The sequence below is a fragment of the Pseudophaeobacter sp. C1-32P7 genome (assembly GCF_041008775.1).
GTDB classification, from domain to species: domain Bacteria; phylum Pseudomonadota; class Alphaproteobacteria; order Rhodobacterales; family Rhodobacteraceae; genus Phycobacter; species Phycobacter gallaeciensis_A.
In genome coordinates, this window is sequence record NZ_JAXGFR010000002.1 from 292,812 (window position 1) to 313,278 (window position 20,467).

Sequence of the window (20,467 nt, forward strand, 5' to 3'; positions counted from 1 at the left end):
CGACAAGCAACCCATACGGATTGACACAGGATTATTGAGTATGACCTCGACCAGCTCTGACGCCCCCTTTCACGACCGCATGCTGTCTCTGGGCCTGGCCCGGGTCGCCGAACAGGCCGCACTGGCCTCTGCCTCGCTGATCGGGCGCGGCGACGAAAAAGCTGCCGACCAGGCCGCCGTGAACGCCATGCGTGAACAGCTGAACCTCTTGGACATCGCAGGCGTCGTCGTTATCGGCGAAGGGGAACGGGACGAGGCTCCGATGCTGTTCATCGGCGAAGAGGTCGGCACCGGCAATGGTCCTGGCGTGGACATCGCGTTGGACCCGCTTGAAGGCACCACCCTGACCGCCAAGGACATGCCCAACGCGCTGACTGTGATCGCCATGGGTCCGCGCGGCTCGATGCTGCACGCGCCCGACACCTATATGGACAAGCTGGCCATCGGCCCGGGCTACCCCGAAGGCGTCGTTTCGCTGGATATGTCCCCGCGTGAACGGGTCGAGGCGCTGGCTAAGGCCAAGGGATGCGCGCCGTCGGACATCACCGTTTGCATTCTGGAACGCCCCCGCCACGAAGCGATGATCGCCGAAGTGCGTGAAACCGGCGCTTCGATCCGCCTGATTACCGATGGTGACGTGGCCGGCGTCATGCATTGCGCCGAATCCGAAGTGACCGGCATCGATATGTACATGGGCCAAGGCGGCGCCCCCGAGGGTGTTCTGGCCGCTGCGGCGCTGAAATGCATGGGTGGTCAGATCTTTGGTCGTCTGCTGTTCCGCAACGATGACGAAAAGGGCCGCGCGGCCAAGGCTGGCATCACCGACCTGGACCGCGTCTACACCCGCGACGAGATGGTCACCCAGGACGTGATCTTTGCCGCCACCGGCGTCACCGGTGGTTCACTGCTGCCGCGCATCAAGCGCGAGCCGGGCTGGCTGGAAACCACCACCCTGCTGATGCGGTCGAAAACCGGTTCGGTCCGCCGCATGTCCTACCGCACCCCGGTTGAGGCACAGGGCTGATCCAGCCAGTGACCTGCCCGGATTGCGCCCGTACGGCGGGGCGGTCCGGCTGAATTTTCAAAGGGCCGGGTCCGCAGGGCCCGGCCTTCCTGCATGGGAGAGATGCGTGAGCTTTCTAGGGGTTGAACAGTCACTCACCGGACGGCGCTGGCTGGGGCCGGGCATCGATCTGGAACGCGCAGCCGAGGCCATGGCTCAGCAAACAGGCCTGCCCGCCGCCGTCTGTCAGGTCCTCGCCCGGCGCGGCGTTCCCGCCCATGAGGCAACAGGCTTCCTGACCCCCGCGCTGAAGGACCTGCTGCCCGATCCCCGGCGCATGAAGGACATGGAAACAGCCGCCGCCCGGTTCCTGGAGGCGGTCGAGCAACGCCAGCGCATCGCCATCTTTGCCGATTACGACGTCGACGGCGGCAGCTCTGCGGCGCTTCTCTTGGTCTGGCTGCGGGCCATGGGGCAGGATGCAACACTCTATATCCCTGACCGTATCGACGAGGGTTACGGCCCCAACGACGCGGCCATGTCAGCACTGGCGCGCGATCACGATCTGATCGCCTGCGTCGATTGCGGCACGCTGTCCCATGGACCGATCGCAGCGGCCAAGGGCGCCGATGTGATCGTGCTTGATCACCACCTTGGCGGCGAAACCCTGCCCGACTGCGTCGCAGTGGTGAACCCCAACCGGCAGGATGAGGACGGCGATCTGGGCTATTTCTGCGCTGCAGGCGTGGTGTTTCTGATGCTGGTCGAGGTGCGACGGCAGGCCCGAGAAAAAGGGCTTGGCACCGGGCCGGACCTTATGGACCTTCTGGATCTTGTCGCCCTTGCGACGGTGGCGGATGTGGCGCCGCTGATCGGTGCCAACCGGGCGCTGGTGCGTCAGGGGCTGAGGGTCATGGCGGCGCGCAAACGCGTGGGGCTGGTGGCGCTGGCCGATGTCAGCCGCATGGATTCGGCGCCCTCCACCTATCACCTCGGCTTTTTGCTGGGACCGCGGGTCAATGCCGGCGGGCGCATCGGCAAGGCGGATCTGGGCGCGCGTCTTCTGGCCAGCGACAACCCGCATGAGGCCGCAGCGCTGGCCGAACGCCTTGACCAGCTCAATACCGAACGCCGCGACATCGAGAACGCCGTGCGCGCCGCCGCACTTGAGCAGGCGGAGGCGCGTGGACTGGACGCACCGCTGGTCTGGGCTGCAGGCGAAGGCTGGCACCCGGGCGTTGTCGGCATCGTTGCCTCGCGCCTGAAAGAGGCCGCAGGCCGCCCAGCGGTGGTCATCGGACTGGACGGAGACGAGGGCAAGGGATCGGGTCGCTCGGTCAGCGGCATCGATCTGGGCGCCGCAATCCAGCGGCTGGCCTGCGAAGGCCAGCTGATCAAGGGCGGCGGGCACAAGATGGCCGCCGGTCTGACCGTCGCACGGGACAAGCTGGAAGAGGCCATGGCACGGCTGGGCGATCTGCTGGCGAAACAAGGCGCCGGGGACCTTGGCCCTGCCGATGTGAAACTCGACGGCATGCTGATGCCCGGTGCTGCCTCGGTCAGCCTGATCGAGCAGATCGAGCAGGCCGGCCCCTTTGGCGCTGGCGCCCCTGCCCCGCGCTATGCCTTTCCCGATCTTGAGGTCCGTTTTGCCAAACGGGTCGGGGAATCGCATCTGAAACTGTCACTGAGCGACGGGCTGAGCAGCGGCATCGACGCCATCTGCTTCGGCGCCTTCGACACTGCTCTGGGTCCCCGGCTGCTGGATCACGGTGGCGCCCGGTTCCACTTTGCCGGACGGCTGGAGATCAACACCTGGGGCGGTCGCCAGAGCCCGCAATTGCGCTTGGAGGACGCCGCGCCAGCGTCCTGACGGGCGCTTGTTCCGACTGGGAAATATTTTCGCTGAAACCCCGTTTTTTCGCTTGCGGCAACTGACGGGAATATCTAAACACCGCTCACACACAGAGTGGCCCGTTCGTCTATCGGTTAGGACGCCAGGTTTTCAACCTGGAAAGAGGGGTTCGATTCCCCTACGGGCTGCCACTTTTCCCTTCCTGATTAGCGAAAATTTACCGCCTAGTTTGTCGTGGTATTCACTGATTTGCGCCCAACCGCGTTCAGATCCGCATGTGCGTAGTAATGCCTTTCACAAAGCCAAGGCAGGGCCCCATCAGCCCCTGACGATCTCTGCGCCGTGAGGATGTCGGCCCCGGTGGCCAATTCAGGCACTCCGAAAAGAGAAGCGGCCGCAGACCCAAAGGTCCACGGCCGCTTCCAATCTCTATCTGTTCAGGCTCACGCCAGGATCAGCGTATCGTCAAAGACCAGGGTCTCGATGCTGGTCAGCGTATCGACATGGCCAGTGGCGTTATCGGTAACTTCCCAGGAGCCAGAGCCGTTGTCCACAACGGTAAAGTCAGCTTCGACCCCATCGAACTCAGCCCGGTCATCGCCCAAACCACCGTCAAGCACATCGCTGCCCCGGTTGAACAGGAAGGTGTCATCACCGGCCTCACCGTAGATGGTATCGGCACCCAGACCACCGTGCAGAACGTCGTCTCCGCCGCCGCCTTTCAGCAAATCGTCCCCTGCGCCACCGCCAAGACGATCGTTCGCCCGGCCACCGTCGAGGGTGTCGCTTCCAGCACCGCCCCGCAGAGTATCCTCACCCAGACGACCTACCAGATCATCGGCACCATCGTTGCCGATCAGCACATCCGAACCCAGTCGGCCAATCAGATTGTTATCCTCCGCGTCCCCGATCAGCCGGTCATCGAACAGCGAGCCGGTCACGGCTTCGACGTTCATCAGAACATCACCTTCCGCTTCACCACCGATACCGGTTCCCGCCTCGAGATCCACAGTTACAGCTTCGGCAGAGTCCACATAGTAAGCGCGGTCAGTGCCGTTACCGCCGTCCAGCGTATCTGCGCCGTCACCGCCGATCAGCAGGTCCCAGCCGCCGCCGCCTTCAAGCAGGTCGTCTCCGCTGCGGCCGTTCAGAGTATTGCCCTCGTCGTCTGAACCGATCAGCGTATCCGCAGCATTGGACCCGATAACGTTTTCGATTCCGGTCAGGGTGTCACCATCCGCCTTACCGCCCACACCAGTTCCGTTCTCAAGATTGACGGTCACACCTCTGATTGAAGTCGCATAGGTTGCCGTATCCGTGCCAGTGCCGCCGATCAGAACATCCGCACCAGTGCCACTGTCAAACAGATCGTCACCTGCACCGCCGTCAAGCGAATCCGCGCCACGGTTGCCGATGAGTTCATCATCACCACCAAGACCCAAGATTGTGTCGTCACCAGCCAAACCGACCAGAACGTTATCGAAATCATCGCCAACAATGTAATCATCATCGTTCGTTCCGGTCACGGCTGTATCGCTGCTGCGGTTGATCAGCAGGAAATCTTCCAATTCCAGCTCGGAGGTGACGCCGCTCAGCGTTGCGATCTCGTAATCGCCGAGGCTGACGTGCAAACCGTCACCTTCGACGCTTTGCGAGACCACATCCTTGAAGTTGACGTCGGTGACGCTGAGATCGATTAGTCCCAGAACATCCTCTCCCTGCTGGAAGTCGGTGACAGTGCTGCTGACGATCTTCGAATAGTCGTTGGTGACACCATAGGAAAGAACGAACAGGTCATCGCCGTCATCGCCGGTCATGGTGTTGCCGCCCTGGCCGACCAGAGTGTCATCCCCGGCGGAACCGGAAACACCTACACCCTTGCCGTTGATGGTGACTTCTTCATAGCTCATGACCAGCTGGGTGTCATAAAGCGTCGCAGGCTTGATATCGCCTTTGACGTAGAAGGCCACGTCAAAATTGTTGGTCATGTTGAGACCGTTGATCGACACCGAACCCGCGTTGTTCTGCCAGCCAGCACTGATCGCCAGCGGCGATACGGGGAATTCCCAGTCCAGAAGGTTGATCACGGTCTGGGTGTCTTCACCGACTTCGTATTTCACCTGATCGTTGGTGGTCGGCGGCTCCAGGCTCGGGTCGGTCGGAATGACGACGCTGGGCAGATCCTGACCGTATTTATCCGGCTGCAGGCGCCAGCGCGGCCCGACGATGTACTCGGTGCCATCTTCATTCAGCACCGCCTCAAAAGGCTCGCGATCCATGGTGGTGTACCAGGCGTTGGTATAGCCCTCTTCCAGATCTTCCGACATGGCGCCGATCTGATCCAGGGTCGAGCCTTGCGCCGCCGCAGCCAGCGCCGGATCTTTCAGAACGGTGCCAGCCGGATACAGGGTGCCATCACCGCCATAGTAGTCATCGGTGGTAACCCATTTGCCATCCTCAAGGATTTCATAGGTGGGCAGCTGACCAATGGCGGATTCGTTCTCGAAATCCTCGGGGCGGATCTGGTCGTTCGGGTTGTTGGTGATCGTGTGACGGGTGACCAGCTCGGCCTGGGTGATCTGGAACAGCGGGATCAGATCATCATTGTCGGCATCCGGAGTCGACCATTCGTCCGGCAAAGGCAACTCGGCCTCGATGCGCACATCGTTCGGCTTCTTGATGGTATTGCCCCAACGATAAAGCAGCTTGCCGTCATCCTTCAGCGTCACCGAATAGTCGTTACCGACCGCGATGTTTTCCTGAATGGTGGCTTCATTGGGCTCCAGCACATCCTTCAGATCCAGAACACCGTCGCCGTTTACATCGCCGACCTGAGGCAGCACGTCCGCCACATATTGACCGTCGTATTCGCCGCCAACAATCCACAGATTATCGTCCAGCTGGTATTCTGCATCCGGATCACCGGGGAAACGCTGATCCGACAGCACCTGCTGCATCACCACATAGTGTTCGGTCGAGGCTTTGACCGTGTTGCCACCAAGGCCAGCCAGCCAGGTGCCGTGAACTGCCGGGGTCTGAAAAACATCGGTGGGGGCGTTCGAAACCACCAGCCCCAGATGCTCTCCGCCCTCACCGGACAGATCGCCAACGAAGCCTTCTTCGTATTCCGGATCGTCGAAAAAGTCTTTTTCAATCGCTTGGTCAAAATCAATGACGTTATAGCCAAATTCGCTGTTTACCGGATAAAGCGCGACGCCCTCTTTGGTGATCACCGGTTCGGCGGAAAAATCCACAACGGCAGGATCACCGTCTTGGACGTCGCCCTGTGTCAGCCCACCGAAGGTACCAGTCACATCATTTGTGCTGAAGGTGTGTGTCACTGTATACGTGGGTGTCTGGTTGAGCACTTGATCTGCCATGATGGGTCCCCCGGCAATACGCTTCAAAGTTTCAAAATCTTCCGCCCGCAAAAGACCGGCTCGGCATCATGTGTTCGCGCGCCTTCACATGCGGATGTCTTGATGTTTACAAACCGCAGATCAAAAGACGCAAAAAAGACTGAGGACGAGGCTCCCCGCCCCGTATTATGCCCGCTGCACGCCTTCTGACGCGTACCGCAAAAGATGAATGCAAATAATTGAATTTATTTTACAAAAACGAACATTGGGCATGAGATCTCATAGTGAGCCGCCATTCGTTTTCAAGACCGGTGGCGATAGGCGATTTTTTGCCGACAGCCCCTGTTTTTGCGAGAAAAAGGACCACACCCGGACGTAACCCCGCCCGGAAATTACGTTTTTCGCAGAAGGTTCAGCGCAGGAGAATGTTGATTTTCCGAAAACTTGATTCTCCTGACTGCAGCCTGACCTACCCTTCCCGCCTCTCTTCACAAGCCCAGAGGCCGCGCGCGATGCACCGAAAACGCTCAGCGCCTAGCCCGCACCGCTTTCAATCGATATTTAGGCCAGTTTTCACAGCCGGAACCAAGACAACCATAAAGCGTTGCAGAAAATCGGGGAGTGATACGCAAAGAAGAGGCTGGCCCACGACATATCAATGTGGAGAAAACCTTTGACCGAATTGCAGCGCAGGCCTTCTGACGCCGCTTTTGGGGGGACGCGAACTGCCCATGAAACCACCCGGAACACCCGCCTCGAATATTTCTTCCCAAATGAGCAAAAATCACTCTTGCGCCCACTCACCTGACTGAGTAAATAGCGCCTCACGCACAGAGTGGCCCGTTCGTCTATCGGTTAGGACGCCAGGTTTTCAACCTGGAAAGAGGGGTTCGATTCCCCTACGGGCTGCCACTTTTCCTGAAAAGCTATTGAAATTTCTGATGATTTTTCATCGCAAACCAACTTTACCATCATTCATCCCATCAAGCTGGCATTCTTGCGCTTGAAGTATCAGGTTATCTCATCGTGTCTGTATGCGTCTCAACAACGGATCAGCGTCCTGAGTTGTCTTTCGAACGCCGAAACTACGACTGTCTTGTACTCCAGCAGTTCTTGCTGATGTCCTAGGTGCTCTTTGCTTGCGCCTGAACCAAAACAAAGGGCATGTTGGATAGGCGGTTTCCTCCAAGCCTAGGTCTTTAGAATGCAAATCTCCTCTATCCTCGACTACATCGATAACGGCCACATGGCGTTGCCCGAGTTCCAACGAGGCTATGTTTGGGGACGAGAGCAAGTACGCGGGCTCTTCCAATCCCTATACCGAGGACACCCTGTAGGAAGCTTACTCGTTTGGGCGACCGATGCTTCAACGGCAGCACATCGCGGCGACAACAAACTAGCACCCGGCGTAGTCAAACTTCTGCTAGACGGCCAACAACGTATCACATCGCTCTATGGCGTCATCCGAGGCCATCCGCCGAAGTTTTTCGACGGAAACGAAAAGGCATTTACTGACTTACGTTTTAACCTCGAAACCGAAGAATTCGAATTTTTTCAACCGATTAAGATGCGGGATGATCCGCTCTGGATCGATGTCACTGAACTTATGAAGAAAGGAAACGCCGGTATCGGCGCATTCGTGACAGAGTTGAGCAAGGACCCAAATAGCGTTGAAAAAGTAGGCGATTACATGGGGCGACTTAATCAGCTGCTGGGCATCCGCGACAAGGCGTTCCATATCGAAGAGGTTACAGGGGCAGACAAGACCCTTGATGTCGTGGTGGACATCTTCAATCGCGTCAACAGCGGAGGCACAAAGCTTTCGAAGGGCGACCTTGCACTCGCCAAGATATGCGCTGATTGGCCAGAAGCGCGCGATACGATGAAAGGCAGCATTTCTCGCTGGCGCTCCGAAGGCTACGACTTCTCTTTGGACTGGCTGTTGCGGTCGGTGAACACCATTCTTACTGGCGAGGCAAAATTTTTGTATCTCCACGATAAGAGCGCCGAGGCCATCGCAGACGCGCTCAAGCGCGCAGTGCGACAGACGGATGCTGTCTTGAATATGATCGCTGGCCGACTTGGACTTGACCATGATCGGGTGCTGTTCTCGCGCTTCGCAATCCCGGTAATGGTTCGTTACCTCGACACTCATGGAGGGAAGCTTGACGAAAAGACCCGTGACAAGCTTCTGTTTTGGTATGTGCAAAGTGGGATGTGGGGTCGGTTCTCAGCCTCTACTGAGAGCGTAATCGACAAAGACCTCGGCATTCTTGAACAGAGCGGGGGAGACCTCGACAAGCTGATTGCAGAACTGCGACTTTCGCAGGGCGGGTTGCGTGTCGAACCCGGTCATTTCCACAGCTGGAGCGTCGGGGCGCGTTTCTATCCAGTGCTTTATATGCTGACCCGGGTGACCGAGGCTCGTGACTGGGGAACAGGGCTGCCGCTAAAAAGCAACCTTCTTGGCAAGATGAACAAACTTGAGGTGCATCACATCTTTCCAAGAGCCAGGCTTTACGAAGCCGACTATAGCCGTCCTGAGGTGAACGCGCTTGCCAATTTTTGCTTCCTAACAAAAGACACCAACCTATTTATCAGTGATCGCAAGCCGGAGGAATATTTCCCCGAAATCGAAAATGCGCACCCCGGTGCGTTGGCATCTCAGTGGATACCAAACGATCCAGTGCTCTGGCCTGTCGAGAACTTTCGCGATTTCCTCGAAGCAAGGAAAGAACTCCTGTCTGAAGCAGCTAACAAATTCCTAGCATCACTCTTGCATGACGAGGCCTCAATCCTAGAAGCAAATCGGCCCGCTCGTTTGACTACTCGTTCGCTTCTTGGGGGGATCACTAGCGAAGAAGAGGCGCGAGAGCTGGAAGAGTTGAACGATTGGGTTGCAACCCAAGGTTACACCAGAGGCGAAACGTCTTGGGACTACGTCGACCCAGATACTGGCGAACAGCGCGCGATACTTGATCTGGCTTGGCCCCATGGGGTCCAATCGGAACTGACTGAGCCCGTTGCAGTATTGCTCGATGAAAGCGCCGAACTTATCTCGCTCGCAAGTTCCGCTGGTTTTCGCTGTTTCACTTCGGCCACCGCGTTCAAAAGGTACGTCCAAAGGCTGAGCGCTTCAGGTCAGGAGTTGGCCGCCGAGTAGACCTAGGCGCTGCACTCGGGCTGAAACAGGTCGCAAGCTTGCAATCGATTGCAAGTTACTCGCTTGCTAAACTTTGTGGCGACTTAACCCACAGCCTCTAAGAAACACATTACGATCCGATATGCTGGTTCATAGCAGGCCAGGACCGTTGGGTCTGGTTCGACCTCGCCATGCAGGAGTGCATTGCGCATCGCATAGATGGTCTCGATCAAACCGGAGAACAGCTCTTCATCGGTGCATTGAAACTCTACCGCAGCGATCTGCAAGGCAGGTGCGCCGTTGCGCAGCAGGTCGATCATGGGCCGAGGATTGCACGAATTGTACAACCCGCGAAGCCGCGTTCTTTGATCCTCCGACAAATTGTTCGTGAAAGACGGCAAGGCGTACAGCGCTGCCGGATCATACTGCTCTTGGGTTTCGTTGAAGCGTTCCGCTCCGTTCGCTATCGAGGCCACGCGGACTTGAATATGGCCTCCGGCCACCCGTCGCACTGTGAATTCATAGCGGCGATGCTCAATCCGCTCGTGGTTCAACTGCCGTGGGTAGATGCAGACCGTCCGCAAGGAGACACGCTCCTGAACACCCTTGCGCATGACCTCCAAATGGATCGCGTCGAGCCGTTGTTGCAACTCTGACACCGCCTGCTGGAAGGAGATCGCATCGGCCGTATCATTATCCTCACGCAGCAAAGGGAGAATACCGCGTCTGACTGCGTTGGGCTGGCGCTTCACCCAATCCAGCATGGCCCTTTCTTGTTGCTGGCCCGACGCATGGCGGAACCAAGCATTGAACGCGGCCCAGGCTTTGACGAAAGGACCGATGTAGTCGATCTCGGCCCGGTTCATCCAGTCTGCGGCATGGGGAGGCAGGGCCATTAGATCGCCTCCTCTGCTTGGTCGAGAAAGGCCATCGCGGCGGGTTCGCCGTCTTCTATGACAACCTCCACGGCGCGTTTCGCAGCTTCCAGCAGTTTGCGGGCGCGGTGGCGGGCGGCGAAGCCATCCTGCACGATCTGGGTGATCTCGTCGGAGACATCGGCAACGGCGTCTGGAACCGGGATCGAGAGCAAATCGCGCTCGCTGAAACGTGGGTGCTGCGAACCGTCCTGACACCATTTCAAGATGGTCTGCACCGGAGCGGAGCGAAGGAACACCATCAACGTCTCAGGCGAAATCGCTGTGCCATTGGGACGCAGGACGAAGAACTCCGACGATCCGACAGACGGTATGTCATCCCCGGTCCGCACCACGGCGACCTCTTTCAAGTAGGCCCGGAGGCGAGAAATTGCGACTTCGCCGTCCTTGAGCAACTTCTTCATACTCCCAATGTCGGCGGCGACGCTGGGTTCCTTCTCGGCATCCAGTAATGGCACAAGCGCGTCGGTCAGGTCATAGTTTCGGACCCGCATTGTCGGGTCCGCACGGCTTGGCACCCACTGGTCGCGGACGCTTCTCACGCGCTCTGAGAGAGGTTGACCCGGCAGCGCTGCAAGAGATTTCTTCACCTGCTCCTTCGCAGGCATGAAATACTGAGCATCTATGCGCCCCGACGAGAAAACATCTTCAACACTGGCGACATAGGTAAGCGGCTCGGGCGGCGTCCAATCAGCGAGGCCGAGCGACTTGGTCAGGGTATCTTCTGCTTGGATTTGCTTTCTCGTGTTCAAATCACGGGTGGTCCGCGACGTGCGAACCATCGAAACAATTCTGTTTTCGAACTCGTCTGATACCTTCGGCACCCAAAGCTGATCCATGTCTTCCAAGATCAGGCCTTTTTGGACCGCACCTCGCGTCATGCGCTCAATTTGGTTTTGACCATGTTCGGAGCGTAGGAATACCGCCAGGTATTCTGGCGAAACTTTTCGCGGGCGCAGAATGGCCAATTTGCAAGAACATGTCGCAGGCTCTTCGGACGCGACGAGGCTCAATTCCCCGATGGTTCCGATGATCGACAGAAGGACATCGCCCTTCTTGAGGTGCGAGCGCACCATGTGCTTTTGATCGAAAGCCTTGCGGGTGATGTGAATAGGCGCAGCAGTTTCGACGAAAAACCGCCCCGTTACATCTTGCCCGCGATAGTACGGCACGCCCTCATCAACAAAGTCCTGGCTGATCGAGAAGTGATTGCCATCCGAAACACGGGTTAGTGTGGCCACATCATCTCGATCCCATTTCTCAATCAATTCGGCAGACCGCAAAAAGCGCTTCTGGAAGTATTCCGCGTCGATCCGCGCGGTTCGTTCCAAATCCCCTGAGCTTGCAACAGTGGCTTCAAGCCCCTCCAACAGACCGCTTAGGCGGCCTTGATCGAAGGGGCGTCCCGAAAAAAACTGAGGCCCTCCTTGCGGGCAAACTCCTCGAAAGCTTCGGCCACCCCATCTTCGGTCAGCCCATCGTGATTGAACAGGTCATGGGCGACGACGAAATGCCCATGCGTGTCGCGCAAGAACGTTCCATCCGGGTTCTTGCGATAGACCTTGCGGCCCGAGTTATCCACGCTCTCGATCTGCTGCGTGGCGAAGAAGATGTCGTAGTCCTCGACCTTCGGGCAGAGCGGCCCCGCTTTCACATCGTCGTTCCATTTCTGGACGAACAAGACGCTGGTCTTGGTCCCGGTGTGCGGCTTGAACGTGTTTGGGTGCAGACCCACCACGGCGAGGATACGGCACTTCTCCATGATGTATTCACGCAACCGCTGGTCGGACGAGTTGTTGAACCGCCCCTGCGGCAACACCACCGCCATACGCCCACCGGGCTTGAGGAAATCGAGGTTCCGCTCGATGAAAAGCAGGTCACGCGCCACGGCCCGTTCCAGCTTGTTCGACTTGGCGTTGTGGGCCAGGTCATAGGGGGACAACATGTCCGACTGCTTGATGTCGCCCGCGAAGGGTGGATTTGCCATCAGCACGTCGAAAGCGAAGTTGCGGTAGTCTTTCTGCCTCGCGCTCTCGCGAAGCTTGCGGAGCCGCCGCCAGCCCTCGCCGTATGTGTCCTGCCAATCATCTTGCTTCACCGTCTCGTCCCACTTGGTGAAATCGAGCGTGTTTAGGTGCAGCACGTTGGTTTCCCCGTCTCCGGCAATAAGGTTCAGACAGCGCGAGACACGAACGCTTTTCTCATCAAAGTCGATGGCAAAGACGTTGTCGCGGACATAATCGACACAGCGAGCGGGCTTCTCATCCATTGTGAAGAGGTGGCTTTCCTCTTTGCCCATGTCCTTGATGATCTGCCTCCAGACGTGGAACATACTATGCACTGTGAAGCCAGCAGAACCGCAAGCGGTGTCGATCACCGTCTCATCCTCTCGCGGGTTCATCATTTTCACGCACATGTCGATCACCCAGCGAGGCGTAAAATACTGGCCCTTTTCGCCCTTAGAGGATTTGGAGACCAGGTACTCAAATGCGTCGTCGATAACGTCTAGGTTTGAATTGAAGAGTTTCCATTCCTCGAGAGACCCAACACAAACTTGCAGATGATCTGCCGACAAGCGGATACGCTCGTCTTCAAGAAACACCCCTTCCCACTTCTTTTTGGCCTCGTCGAAAAGGTTTTGGATCGCCTCTTTAAGCTGGGCGGCAGTATTCTGGTTACGAAAACGCAGCGCAGTACCCCGGCGGTGCGACGTCATCTCGTCGTAGAGCTTGGTGAAGATTAGCTTAAAGACTTCCTCGAAGACATCGACCCCGGCGTTGGCCAGCACTTCGTCTTCCATATCCTCAATCAGATCACGCAGGGATCGGGCAAACTTGCCTTCCTTCACCCGCTCGTTTTCGAGGTCGATCAGTGTTTGGATTGTCCATGGCTGATCAACCACCTGCTCAATGGTCTGATCTGCCCGAGGCAGCTCGTGGATCGGCATGAAATAGTTGGGGTTCTTGCGGTGCCAGACCTCCGCCAGAATTCCGTCGCTCCACACCGCAAGAGGTGCTCCAGTCGCATGAGCGTAGGACCGGAGTTGTTCTTTCCCGTCCTTATACTTCTTCTGCTTCACCTCGATAATTATGTAGGGGACCGTCGGACGGTGTTCGTCGAAAACGACAATATCAGCCCGCTTTGACGTATCGCGCCCGAAAGTGATTGGATATTCGACTTGGATACGAGATGGGCTGTATCCGAAAGCGTCAACAAGACGCGACAACCAGAGTTGGCGGTTGCGCTCCTCGGGCTTCAGCTGGACGTCCTTGTTTCGAATGATGCAAGTGACATAGATAACTTTCTTCCCGCGCACCTCTTTCTCGAAACTACGCTTGTCCAGGGCGTCATTTTCAGCCTCGGAGAATAGCACGTACTCGTTGAATTCTGCTGCAACCTGGTTCATCCGGATTTCCCACTTTTTGGCAATCGGTTAGCTATCTGCAGCCAACGACCGCAACCCTTCAGATCAGTTGTAACGGTTGCGCCCATCAAACCTCAAGCGCCTTCCGGAGCAAGCACAGGCATGGTGGAAGTTTGGCTGGGGCCAAAGGAAGGCATGTCTTGTGGAACAGCAGAGCGCGCGCAGGAACGTCTAGTTGTCGATCGGTAGGGTGTGGGTGCCCACGACGGGGAACCGGCCTGGTACGGCTCTAAAAACGCACAATACTAGTTGATTGGCACATCTTCGCCGCAAAGCGATGGCGTCGCCTTACAGCCACAAGTTCCAACTGTCCGCTCGTCGTCTACCGCAAGTCGTTTCCCCTGTTGCGATTGTTGCGCGCCCAAGCGCCCGTCGTCTCCCGCAATGCTTCCAGTGCGGCGGCGTACTCGTCGGCTATGACGTAAATGCGATTTCCGGGCCTTATTGTTTGAATGACCCCAGCGCGGGCCAAAGCATCTTTGGCACTGGCAAGCGCATCATTCAAACCCGGCGCGATCCGCCCGTAGGCGACGAGTGTCGACAGCATTGCGCGCGCAACATGGTGGTCTTCCACCGCCGCGTGAACGCGCGAAATCAATTCCACCGGCGTGTACTGAGGGACAGAATGCATTTCTCCGGGAGCGCCATCGAGCACTTGGTTCAATTCACGTGCTGCATCCGCCACCAAAAGATTGACCCAGCCCGCAGCCTCCTCCAAGTTAGTTGCCGTCCGCGCACCACATATGTCGGAAATCGCCACCGCTTCGAGAATAACCTCCATACGAACCCGACGGTTTGTCTTCGAGTAGACCCGCAAACGCTTTGCATGGGCGAGGCGAAGCTCGATTTTGAGGCTCTGTCCTTCCAGATGCTCGTGGTAGTCTTCGACGAACTCACGGGTGCGGCGCAATTCCCGTGAGAGACGACTGAGCCACGGCGACATAGTCTCCACAAGTCGGATCGGGTCGTGGTGATCGAACTCCCAATAGATTTCGATTTCCGACAATCCGAAATGTGGCAACCGCCTAATTTCCACGTCATACCCATCAGAACCAAACACCAGTGCCTCAGAGAGCAAGCGATCCGCAGTTTCCACGTTGTCGCGGAAATGATCAGATAGGTCATGAGCTAGCGCGTGTGCGTATTTCCGGCGTTCGCCAATGAGTACGTTGGTTGCCGGAACCAAAGGGAATTCATCCACGTACCACGCTTGGTTCGGTTCGATTGCAAGAACGTATTCGGAAACCAGACGCGGACGGCTAAGCCGGGTGATCCGCCGGAATTGTTGCGCTTGAATGAAACGGGTCACATTCAAAGTAGCATTCGCCACCATCCGAGTAACCTCACCAGCCTCGCGAGCTGATCGTGAATTTCGCAGTGATACGCGCTCAAGGTGCCCCGCGATCAACGGTGTTGCCGCGTTTCTGCTTCCACCAAAACCACTAGACGCAAACGTGATCGGTAAATCCCGGTATAGGTTCGTGACCGTTCGCCCCCGGAACAACGGCACCTCTGCCCCATCAGCGGTGGCGACGGTCGCCTGCCTAAGGTCTGAAAGCGCGTCTTTCACACTCTGCTCGGTTCCAAAGTACGCCCAATGCCCAATGGTTACCTGCATTCGGTCAATCATTGCGTTCCGAGTTGATACTGTGACACCTGGACCAAGATGGTTTAAGAAATCCTCTCTGTTGGGCACTACATCCGACATGGGGTCCTCAAGTTGTTGGTCGTACAGGTAGCGCAGAATATCGCTTCCAAACTCGTTGCACCGTGGACGGATGCCACTGCGCGCCCGTATAGGAAGGCACTTTGTCGAAATTTAGCCGATCCGCGATCTTCCTGACCGAAAGACCATTCTCCTTGTGCTGCTCTATGACTGGGCCGATCTTCTCGCTGTAGCCATTGGCATCGGCAATTTTCTTGTCTGCTAGGGCTTGGCATGATGCACCGAGCTTGACGCCTCTTGCTTTGGCCGCCGCCAGAGCAGCTTTGGTGCGCTCAGAGATTGCACGGCCCTCATGTTCGGCCACAGCGGCCATTATGTGGAGAACGAAACGATTTGCTTCGGGCATGTCCACAGCGCGAAAGGGAACGCCGCTTTCGATCAAACCTGAGATGAAGTGGACGTTACGGGCAAGTCGGTCGAGCTTGGCGATTACGAGCATAGCGCCTTCTCGTTTGCACTCTTCTAGAGCGCGTTGGAGCTGTTCCCGCGAATTGCGTTTGCCGCTTTCTACCTCAACGTATTCGCTGATCAACTTACCGCCAGACTGCGATATGAAACCGTTTACAACTGTTTTTTGGGCTTCAAGTCCAAGTCCGCTCTTTCCCTGTCGGTCAGTTGAGACCCGAATGTACGAAATGTATTTGTCCGATAAATCCATGATGTGCTCCTATGAACGTTGGTTCGTTTGAGCACACCTGGTCACCTGGACTGGTAGTTAATAGGTTTTTACTGTCGTTTTATGGAGTTGGGCTACCAGTGTGTCTCCGCGACACGGTTTCCGCCGATTTAGATAGGCGCAGAAGGGCAGATTACGCTGCAATCGATTGCAACGGACGTGTTTATGGAGTTTATGTAAGGCATGTCTCACCAATAGTTATTAAATTCAGACATTTAGGCCGAAATTTTTGGCAATCCGTTATGTACGGTTGCCCCTAGTTCTAGCTCTCATGTAGGGAATTTGGTTGAATGAGACGCTAGCAATCCGTGATGTCCCTTTGGTTTTTTGCCCACAGAGTTTTTTCGACTTCGTGTGTAAGGGGGATGTAGCGTAGGGATTTTTCGAAAAGATTACTCCTTCTACATTCCCATTTTGCGCCTGATGCTTTTAGGCATCTTGATCCTCCGCTTAACAGGAGCTTGCCTGCGTGATGTTGATGGTTGCCTTGCCATCCAATCATGCACCTCGCTTGCCACCCAACGAGCCGATGCACCGATTTTGCGCTGGGCAGGGAAATCGCCCTTTTGGACAAGTCTGTATATTTTGGCGCGGGAAAAGCGCGTTACCGCAACAACCTCATCGATTGTCATGAAGTGATCTGCATACTGTACTTGCTTCACAACCTGTTCCTATTGGTGCCTGCGCTTCGGTTTCGCCTACTACTACTGCCTTCGATCAGGAAAGTCTGCAAAGACCGCATTATCCGGGCTTTCCGCACCACAGTCAAAGGCGCGCCCTTCGGTGTTTGGCGAGTTTAACCCTCGGAGGTTTCGGCCAGACATGCTGCATCGCGTAGTCAGCCCATTTCTGCATCAGTTCTTGTCGCTTCTCGAACAAGTCGGTGCGGGCATAGGCCCGCTCGACAGAGTTTCCCGGTACGTGCGCAAGGGCTACCTCAGAAACCTCCCAGTCACCCACACCAGTATCCATACACCAGTCTTTGAACGTCGAACGAAATCCGTGCGTTGTGAAGCCGTCGACACCCATGCGCTTGTAAAGAGCCTTGTATACGTTCACCGAGAGGATTGATCGCTCACCAGTTTTTCGGCTGATCGAACCCGGAAACACAAGGCGTGGATCGTCTCTTGGGATTAGGTCCAAGACCTTTCGACATTGACGTGATAACGGCACACGGTGACGGTTCCGAGATTTCATTAGATGCGCGGGTATCGTTAGCGTATCTCCCTGCAGGAAAGCCCATTCTATTGAGCGCGCCTCCCCTGAACGCAGGCAAGTTAGGATCGTGAACTCGGTTAAGCGAGCGGACAAGCCCTCGCGTTGGTGAAGTTTAAGCATGAAATCCGGTAGGTCTTGCCAGGGCAAGGCATTGTGGTGATTGCTAGAATTTCGCGGAGATGGAAATGCAGACGTCAGACTAGAGACCGGGTTTTCCTTGTGATAATAGCCCGCCCCTTTTGCCCAAGCGAAGACTACTTTCATCCGCTGGCGAACGCGTTTTGCTGTTGGCGGTTTGGCCTGATAAATTGGCTCCAGCAACTCGTAGACATCTTTCGTATTGATCTTGTTCAACGGTTGATCGCCCAAGACCGGTATGACGTGCTGTTCTAATGTCGCCCACCAAGCCGCTTCGTGCTTGTCACTGCTCCACTTCACCTTTTGAGTTTCAAACGCACGTTTTGCAGCTTGCGAGAATGTAAGTTCGTCAGAGCTTTCAGGCGGCCTCGGGTCACCGCCAGAACGCGCGATACGGCGCATGTCGAGCGCGATGTCGCGAGCCTCCCTCAAAGTCACGAGGCCCGCTGATCCCAGCCCGTAATCCCTGCGCCTGCCCTGCACCATCGCCCGGAAAATCCAAGACTTTCCGTTTTCGCCGGAAACCTTAAGGTAAAGGTTGTTCCCGTCGCCGTACATTCCCGGCTTTGATAGCGAAGCAACCGTTTTCGCCGTAAGGGGCTGCCGAACTCTCCCTGCCATCATTCTTCCCATCATCAAGCACGAGAAACGTTGAGATAGCGTGCAACGAACTGAGACATCATATCAACTTAAATGTATGGTAAAAAAGGATTTTGATATGAGGTGAGACAGCGGTAGAGTATGACTGCCCGTCCTACGGGCTGCCACTTTCTCCCATACTGCTATCTTAGCCTGGCATGCTGTTTGCGGTCCTGTTGCGCGGTTCGAGCCAGTAAAATCCAGCCGCAGCGCCGCCCGGGTCCAGCCCTTTAATCCCTACCCTATCGGCTGCCCTGATCAGGCTTCATCCGTTCAAACCGCCGTAGGCCTCCCTCTCGAAGAGCAAAAGGGAACCGCCCTCTTGGGCAATTCCCTCTGTTCATGCTGCTCTGACCTTCGGCCGAGCTCAGATAGTCACAGCTCGGCCTCCCGGCTGCGGGCCAGGAACCACACGAAAGACACCACCGACAAAAGCAGCAAAGCGACGGCAACCGGGCTTTTCAGAACCTGGGTCAGATCCCCGTTCGTCAGCGCAAGCGATTGTGCGATGGATTTCTCGAATCTTGGTCCCAGAAAGAACGCGATGATGAAGATCACCAGCGGATAGCCGAAACTCGACATCAGGTACCCGATCACCGCGAAGATCAGCATGATCGCAACGCCGAACAATCCGTTGGTCGCCATCGACACCCCGACAAAACACAACAGAACCGCCGAGGAAAAGATGATGGACTCCGGCGCCGACACCACTTTGACCCAAAGCCGCAGTCCGACCAGCCCGATCCACAGGTTGATGAAATTCGCCATGATCATGGCCCCGAACAGCCCATAGACAAGCCGCCCCTGATTTTCGAACAGCAAGGGGCCGGGCTGCATGCCGTGGATCATAAAGGCACTGATGATCAGCGCCGCGCTGACACTGCCCGGAATGCCCAGCGTCAACAGCGGGATCAGGTTGGAGCCGACAACGGCGGAATTGGCGGATTCGGCTGCGGCGATGCCATGCAGGTTGCCCTTGCCAAAGCTTTGCGGATCTTTTGAGCGGGCCTTGGTGAAGGCATAGGACATGAAGGCGGCAGCGGTCGAACCGATCCCCGGTAAGGCGCCGAAAATGGTTCCGATGGTGGCACCGCGCAGCATGGTATAGCGACAGGACCAGTATTCCGCCCAGGTCACCCGACGGTCGTCCGGGTTGCCGGTATCCTCCATGATGATGGCGGAACGGACGCTGCCATGGGCATCGGACATGCGTCGCAGGATTTCCGAAATGGCGAGCATGCCAATCGCAACTGATGGCAGGGGCAACCCGTCGAACAGATCCCAATAGCCAAAGATGAGCCTAGGCGTGTAATGCTCCGGATCGCTCCCGACCGAAGCCACCAGCAATCCCAGCGCCGCTGCGATGATGCCTTTGGTCAGGGAATTGCCGATCAGCCCGGCCAGGACGGAAAAGGCAAAGATCATCAGCGCGGCGATCTCAATCGGGCCCATGCGCAGGGCCAGAACCGCCAGCGGCGCCGACACGGTAATCAATACGATGTCGCTGAAGGTATCGCCCGTCACCGAGGAAAACAGCGCCATCTTGGTGGCCTTGAGGGGCTTACCCTTCTTGGCGAGCGGGTAGCCGTCCATCGCGGTTGCGGCGGCATCGGGGGTGCCGGGGGTATTCATCAGAACCGCAGGCACCGCGCCGCCAACCAGTCCGCCCTTGTTGACCCCCACCAGAAAGGAAATCGCCACCAGCGGATCCAGCGCAAAGGTAAAGGGAATAGCAATCGCCATGGCCATGATCGGGCCGATGCCGGGCACCGCGCCGACGAATTGCCCCAGGATCACGCCGCAGATGACGAACAGCAAGTTGATCAGGGAAAAGGCATCGCCAAATCCGGCCAGTATTGTTGAAAAATCCACCATGGTCACACTCCCTCAGGGCAAGGCGCGGCCAAGCGCGTAGGTCACCAGGAACCAGATCAGCGCGGGCATGACGATGACGCCCGCCGCCAGCCAGGCCGGGCGGCGTTCCCCGATCATCCACATGATCGCAAACGCCAGCGGCGGGGCGACATATTCAAAACCGAACACGGACATCGCATAGATCCCACCTGCCAGAACCGCCACATAGGCGCCTGTAATCGCAAAGACATGCGGTCTTTGGGTGCGGTGACCGGTCGGTTTCAGCATCAGGAACGCGCCACTAACGGCGATCACAATGGAAATCAGATTGGGCATCGTATCCGGTGACAGATTTCCCCCTTCGACCCGCTCCACATAGGAGGGGATGACCAGGAAATAGAGCACAAGACCAAGCAGAAGAAAGAACGCGCCCGAAGCACGGTCGGCAGACAAACCCATGGAACCCTCCCAAGTTCTGAAACCGCCCTGCGCGCGAGC

13 protein-coding genes and 2 tRNA genes are annotated in these 20,467 nt (G+C 57.0%); 5 read left to right on the forward strand and 10 right to left on the reverse strand.

Annotation, left to right across the window (positions count from 1 at the left end):
- The first annotated feature begins 40 nt into the window (after positions 1-40).
- From glpX to SM763_RS04340, 3 genes are all read left to right on the forward strand, one after another.
- On the forward strand, positions 41-1,024 hold the full coding sequence (gene glpX, locus SM763_RS04330) for a class II fructose-bisphosphatase (protein ID WP_065270928.1): 984 nt from the start codon (positions 41-43) through the stop codon (positions 1,022-1,024).
- 106 nt (positions 1,025-1,130) lie between these two features.
- The gene (recJ, locus tag SM763_RS04335) at positions 1,131-2,876 is read left to right on the forward strand and encodes a single-stranded-DNA-specific exonuclease RecJ (RefSeq protein ID WP_368997696.1); all 1,746 of its coding nucleotides are present in this window, start codon (positions 1,131-1,133) and stop codon (positions 2,874-2,876) included.
- A 98-nt stretch (positions 2,877-2,974) separates the two neighbouring features.
- Positions 2,975-3,049: transfer RNA gene (locus SM763_RS04340), tRNA-Glu, on the forward strand.
- Between the two features lie 252 nt (positions 3,050-3,301).
- Here SM763_RS04340 and SM763_RS04345 read toward each other — a convergent pair.
- Positions 3,302-6,238 (reverse strand): calcium-binding protein, encoded by a 2,937-nt coding sequence (locus SM763_RS04345; protein ID WP_368997698.1) that lies wholly within the window; start codon positions 6,236-6,238, stop codon positions 3,302-3,304.
- 816 nt (positions 6,239-7,054) lie between these two features.
- On the opposite strand from SM763_RS04345, the gene SM763_RS04350 reads away from it, so the two are divergent.
- Positions 7,055-7,129 (forward strand) — tRNA-Glu (locus SM763_RS04350).
- Positions 7,130-7,421: 292 nt separating this feature from the next.
- Positions 7,422-9,380, forward strand: a complete 1,959-nt coding sequence (locus SM763_RS04355; protein ID WP_368997699.1) for a GmrSD restriction endonuclease domain-containing protein — start codon at positions 7,422-7,424, stop codon at positions 9,378-9,380.
- A gap of 83 nt (positions 9,381-9,463) precedes the next feature.
- Here the strand turns inward: SM763_RS04355 and SM763_RS04360 are convergent, their stop codons facing one another.
- From SM763_RS04360 to SM763_RS04400, 9 genes are all read right to left on the reverse strand, one after another.
- The gene (locus tag SM763_RS04360) at positions 9,464-10,255 is read right to left on the reverse strand and encodes a hypothetical protein (protein WP_368997701.1); all 792 of its coding nucleotides are present in this window, start codon (positions 10,253-10,255) and stop codon (positions 9,464-9,466) included.
- Positions 10,255-11,664, reverse strand: coding sequence for a restriction endonuclease subunit S domain-containing protein (locus SM763_RS04365; RefSeq protein ID WP_368997702.1), 1,410 nt, complete (start codon positions 11,662-11,664; stop codon positions 10,255-10,257). Before SM763_RS04365 ends, SM763_RS04360 begins: the two co-directional genes overlap by 1 nt.
- A gap of 8 nt (positions 11,665-11,672) precedes the next feature.
- Complete coding sequence (locus tag SM763_RS04370) at positions 11,673-13,700, reverse strand: type I restriction-modification system subunit M (protein WP_368997704.1); 2,028 nt, start codon at positions 13,698-13,700, stop codon at positions 11,673-11,675.
- Between the two features lie 340 nt (positions 13,701-14,040).
- Entirely contained in the window at positions 14,041-15,336 is a 1,296-nt protein-coding gene (locus SM763_RS04375; protein WP_368997706.1) for a hypothetical protein, read from the reverse strand.
- Between the two features lie 97 nt (positions 15,337-15,433).
- Positions 15,434-16,102, reverse strand: coding sequence for a recombinase family protein (locus tag SM763_RS04380; RefSeq protein WP_368997707.1), 669 nt, complete (start codon positions 16,100-16,102; stop codon positions 15,434-15,436).
- 419 nt (positions 16,103-16,521) lie between these two features.
- A complete protein-coding gene (locus SM763_RS04385; RefSeq protein WP_368997838.1) occupies positions 16,522-16,752 on the reverse strand; it encodes a helix-turn-helix transcriptional regulator in 231 nt (76 codons plus the stop codon).
- 133 nt (positions 16,753-16,885) lie between these two features.
- On the reverse strand, positions 16,886-18,100 hold the full coding sequence (locus SM763_RS04390; protein ID WP_368997709.1) for a tyrosine-type recombinase/integrase: 1,215 nt from the start codon (positions 18,098-18,100) through the stop codon (positions 16,886-16,888).
- A 390-nt stretch (positions 18,101-18,490) separates the two neighbouring features.
- On the reverse strand, positions 18,491-19,990 hold the full coding sequence (locus tag SM763_RS04395) for a tripartite tricarboxylate transporter permease (RefSeq protein ID WP_368997710.1): 1,500 nt from the start codon (positions 19,988-19,990) through the stop codon (positions 18,491-18,493).
- Between the two features lie 12 nt (positions 19,991-20,002).
- Positions 20,003-20,428 (reverse strand): tripartite tricarboxylate transporter TctB family protein, encoded by a 426-nt coding sequence (locus tag SM763_RS04400; RefSeq protein WP_274828234.1) that lies wholly within the window; start codon positions 20,426-20,428, stop codon positions 20,003-20,005.
- Between the last annotated feature and the right edge of the window lie 39 nt (positions 20,429-20,467).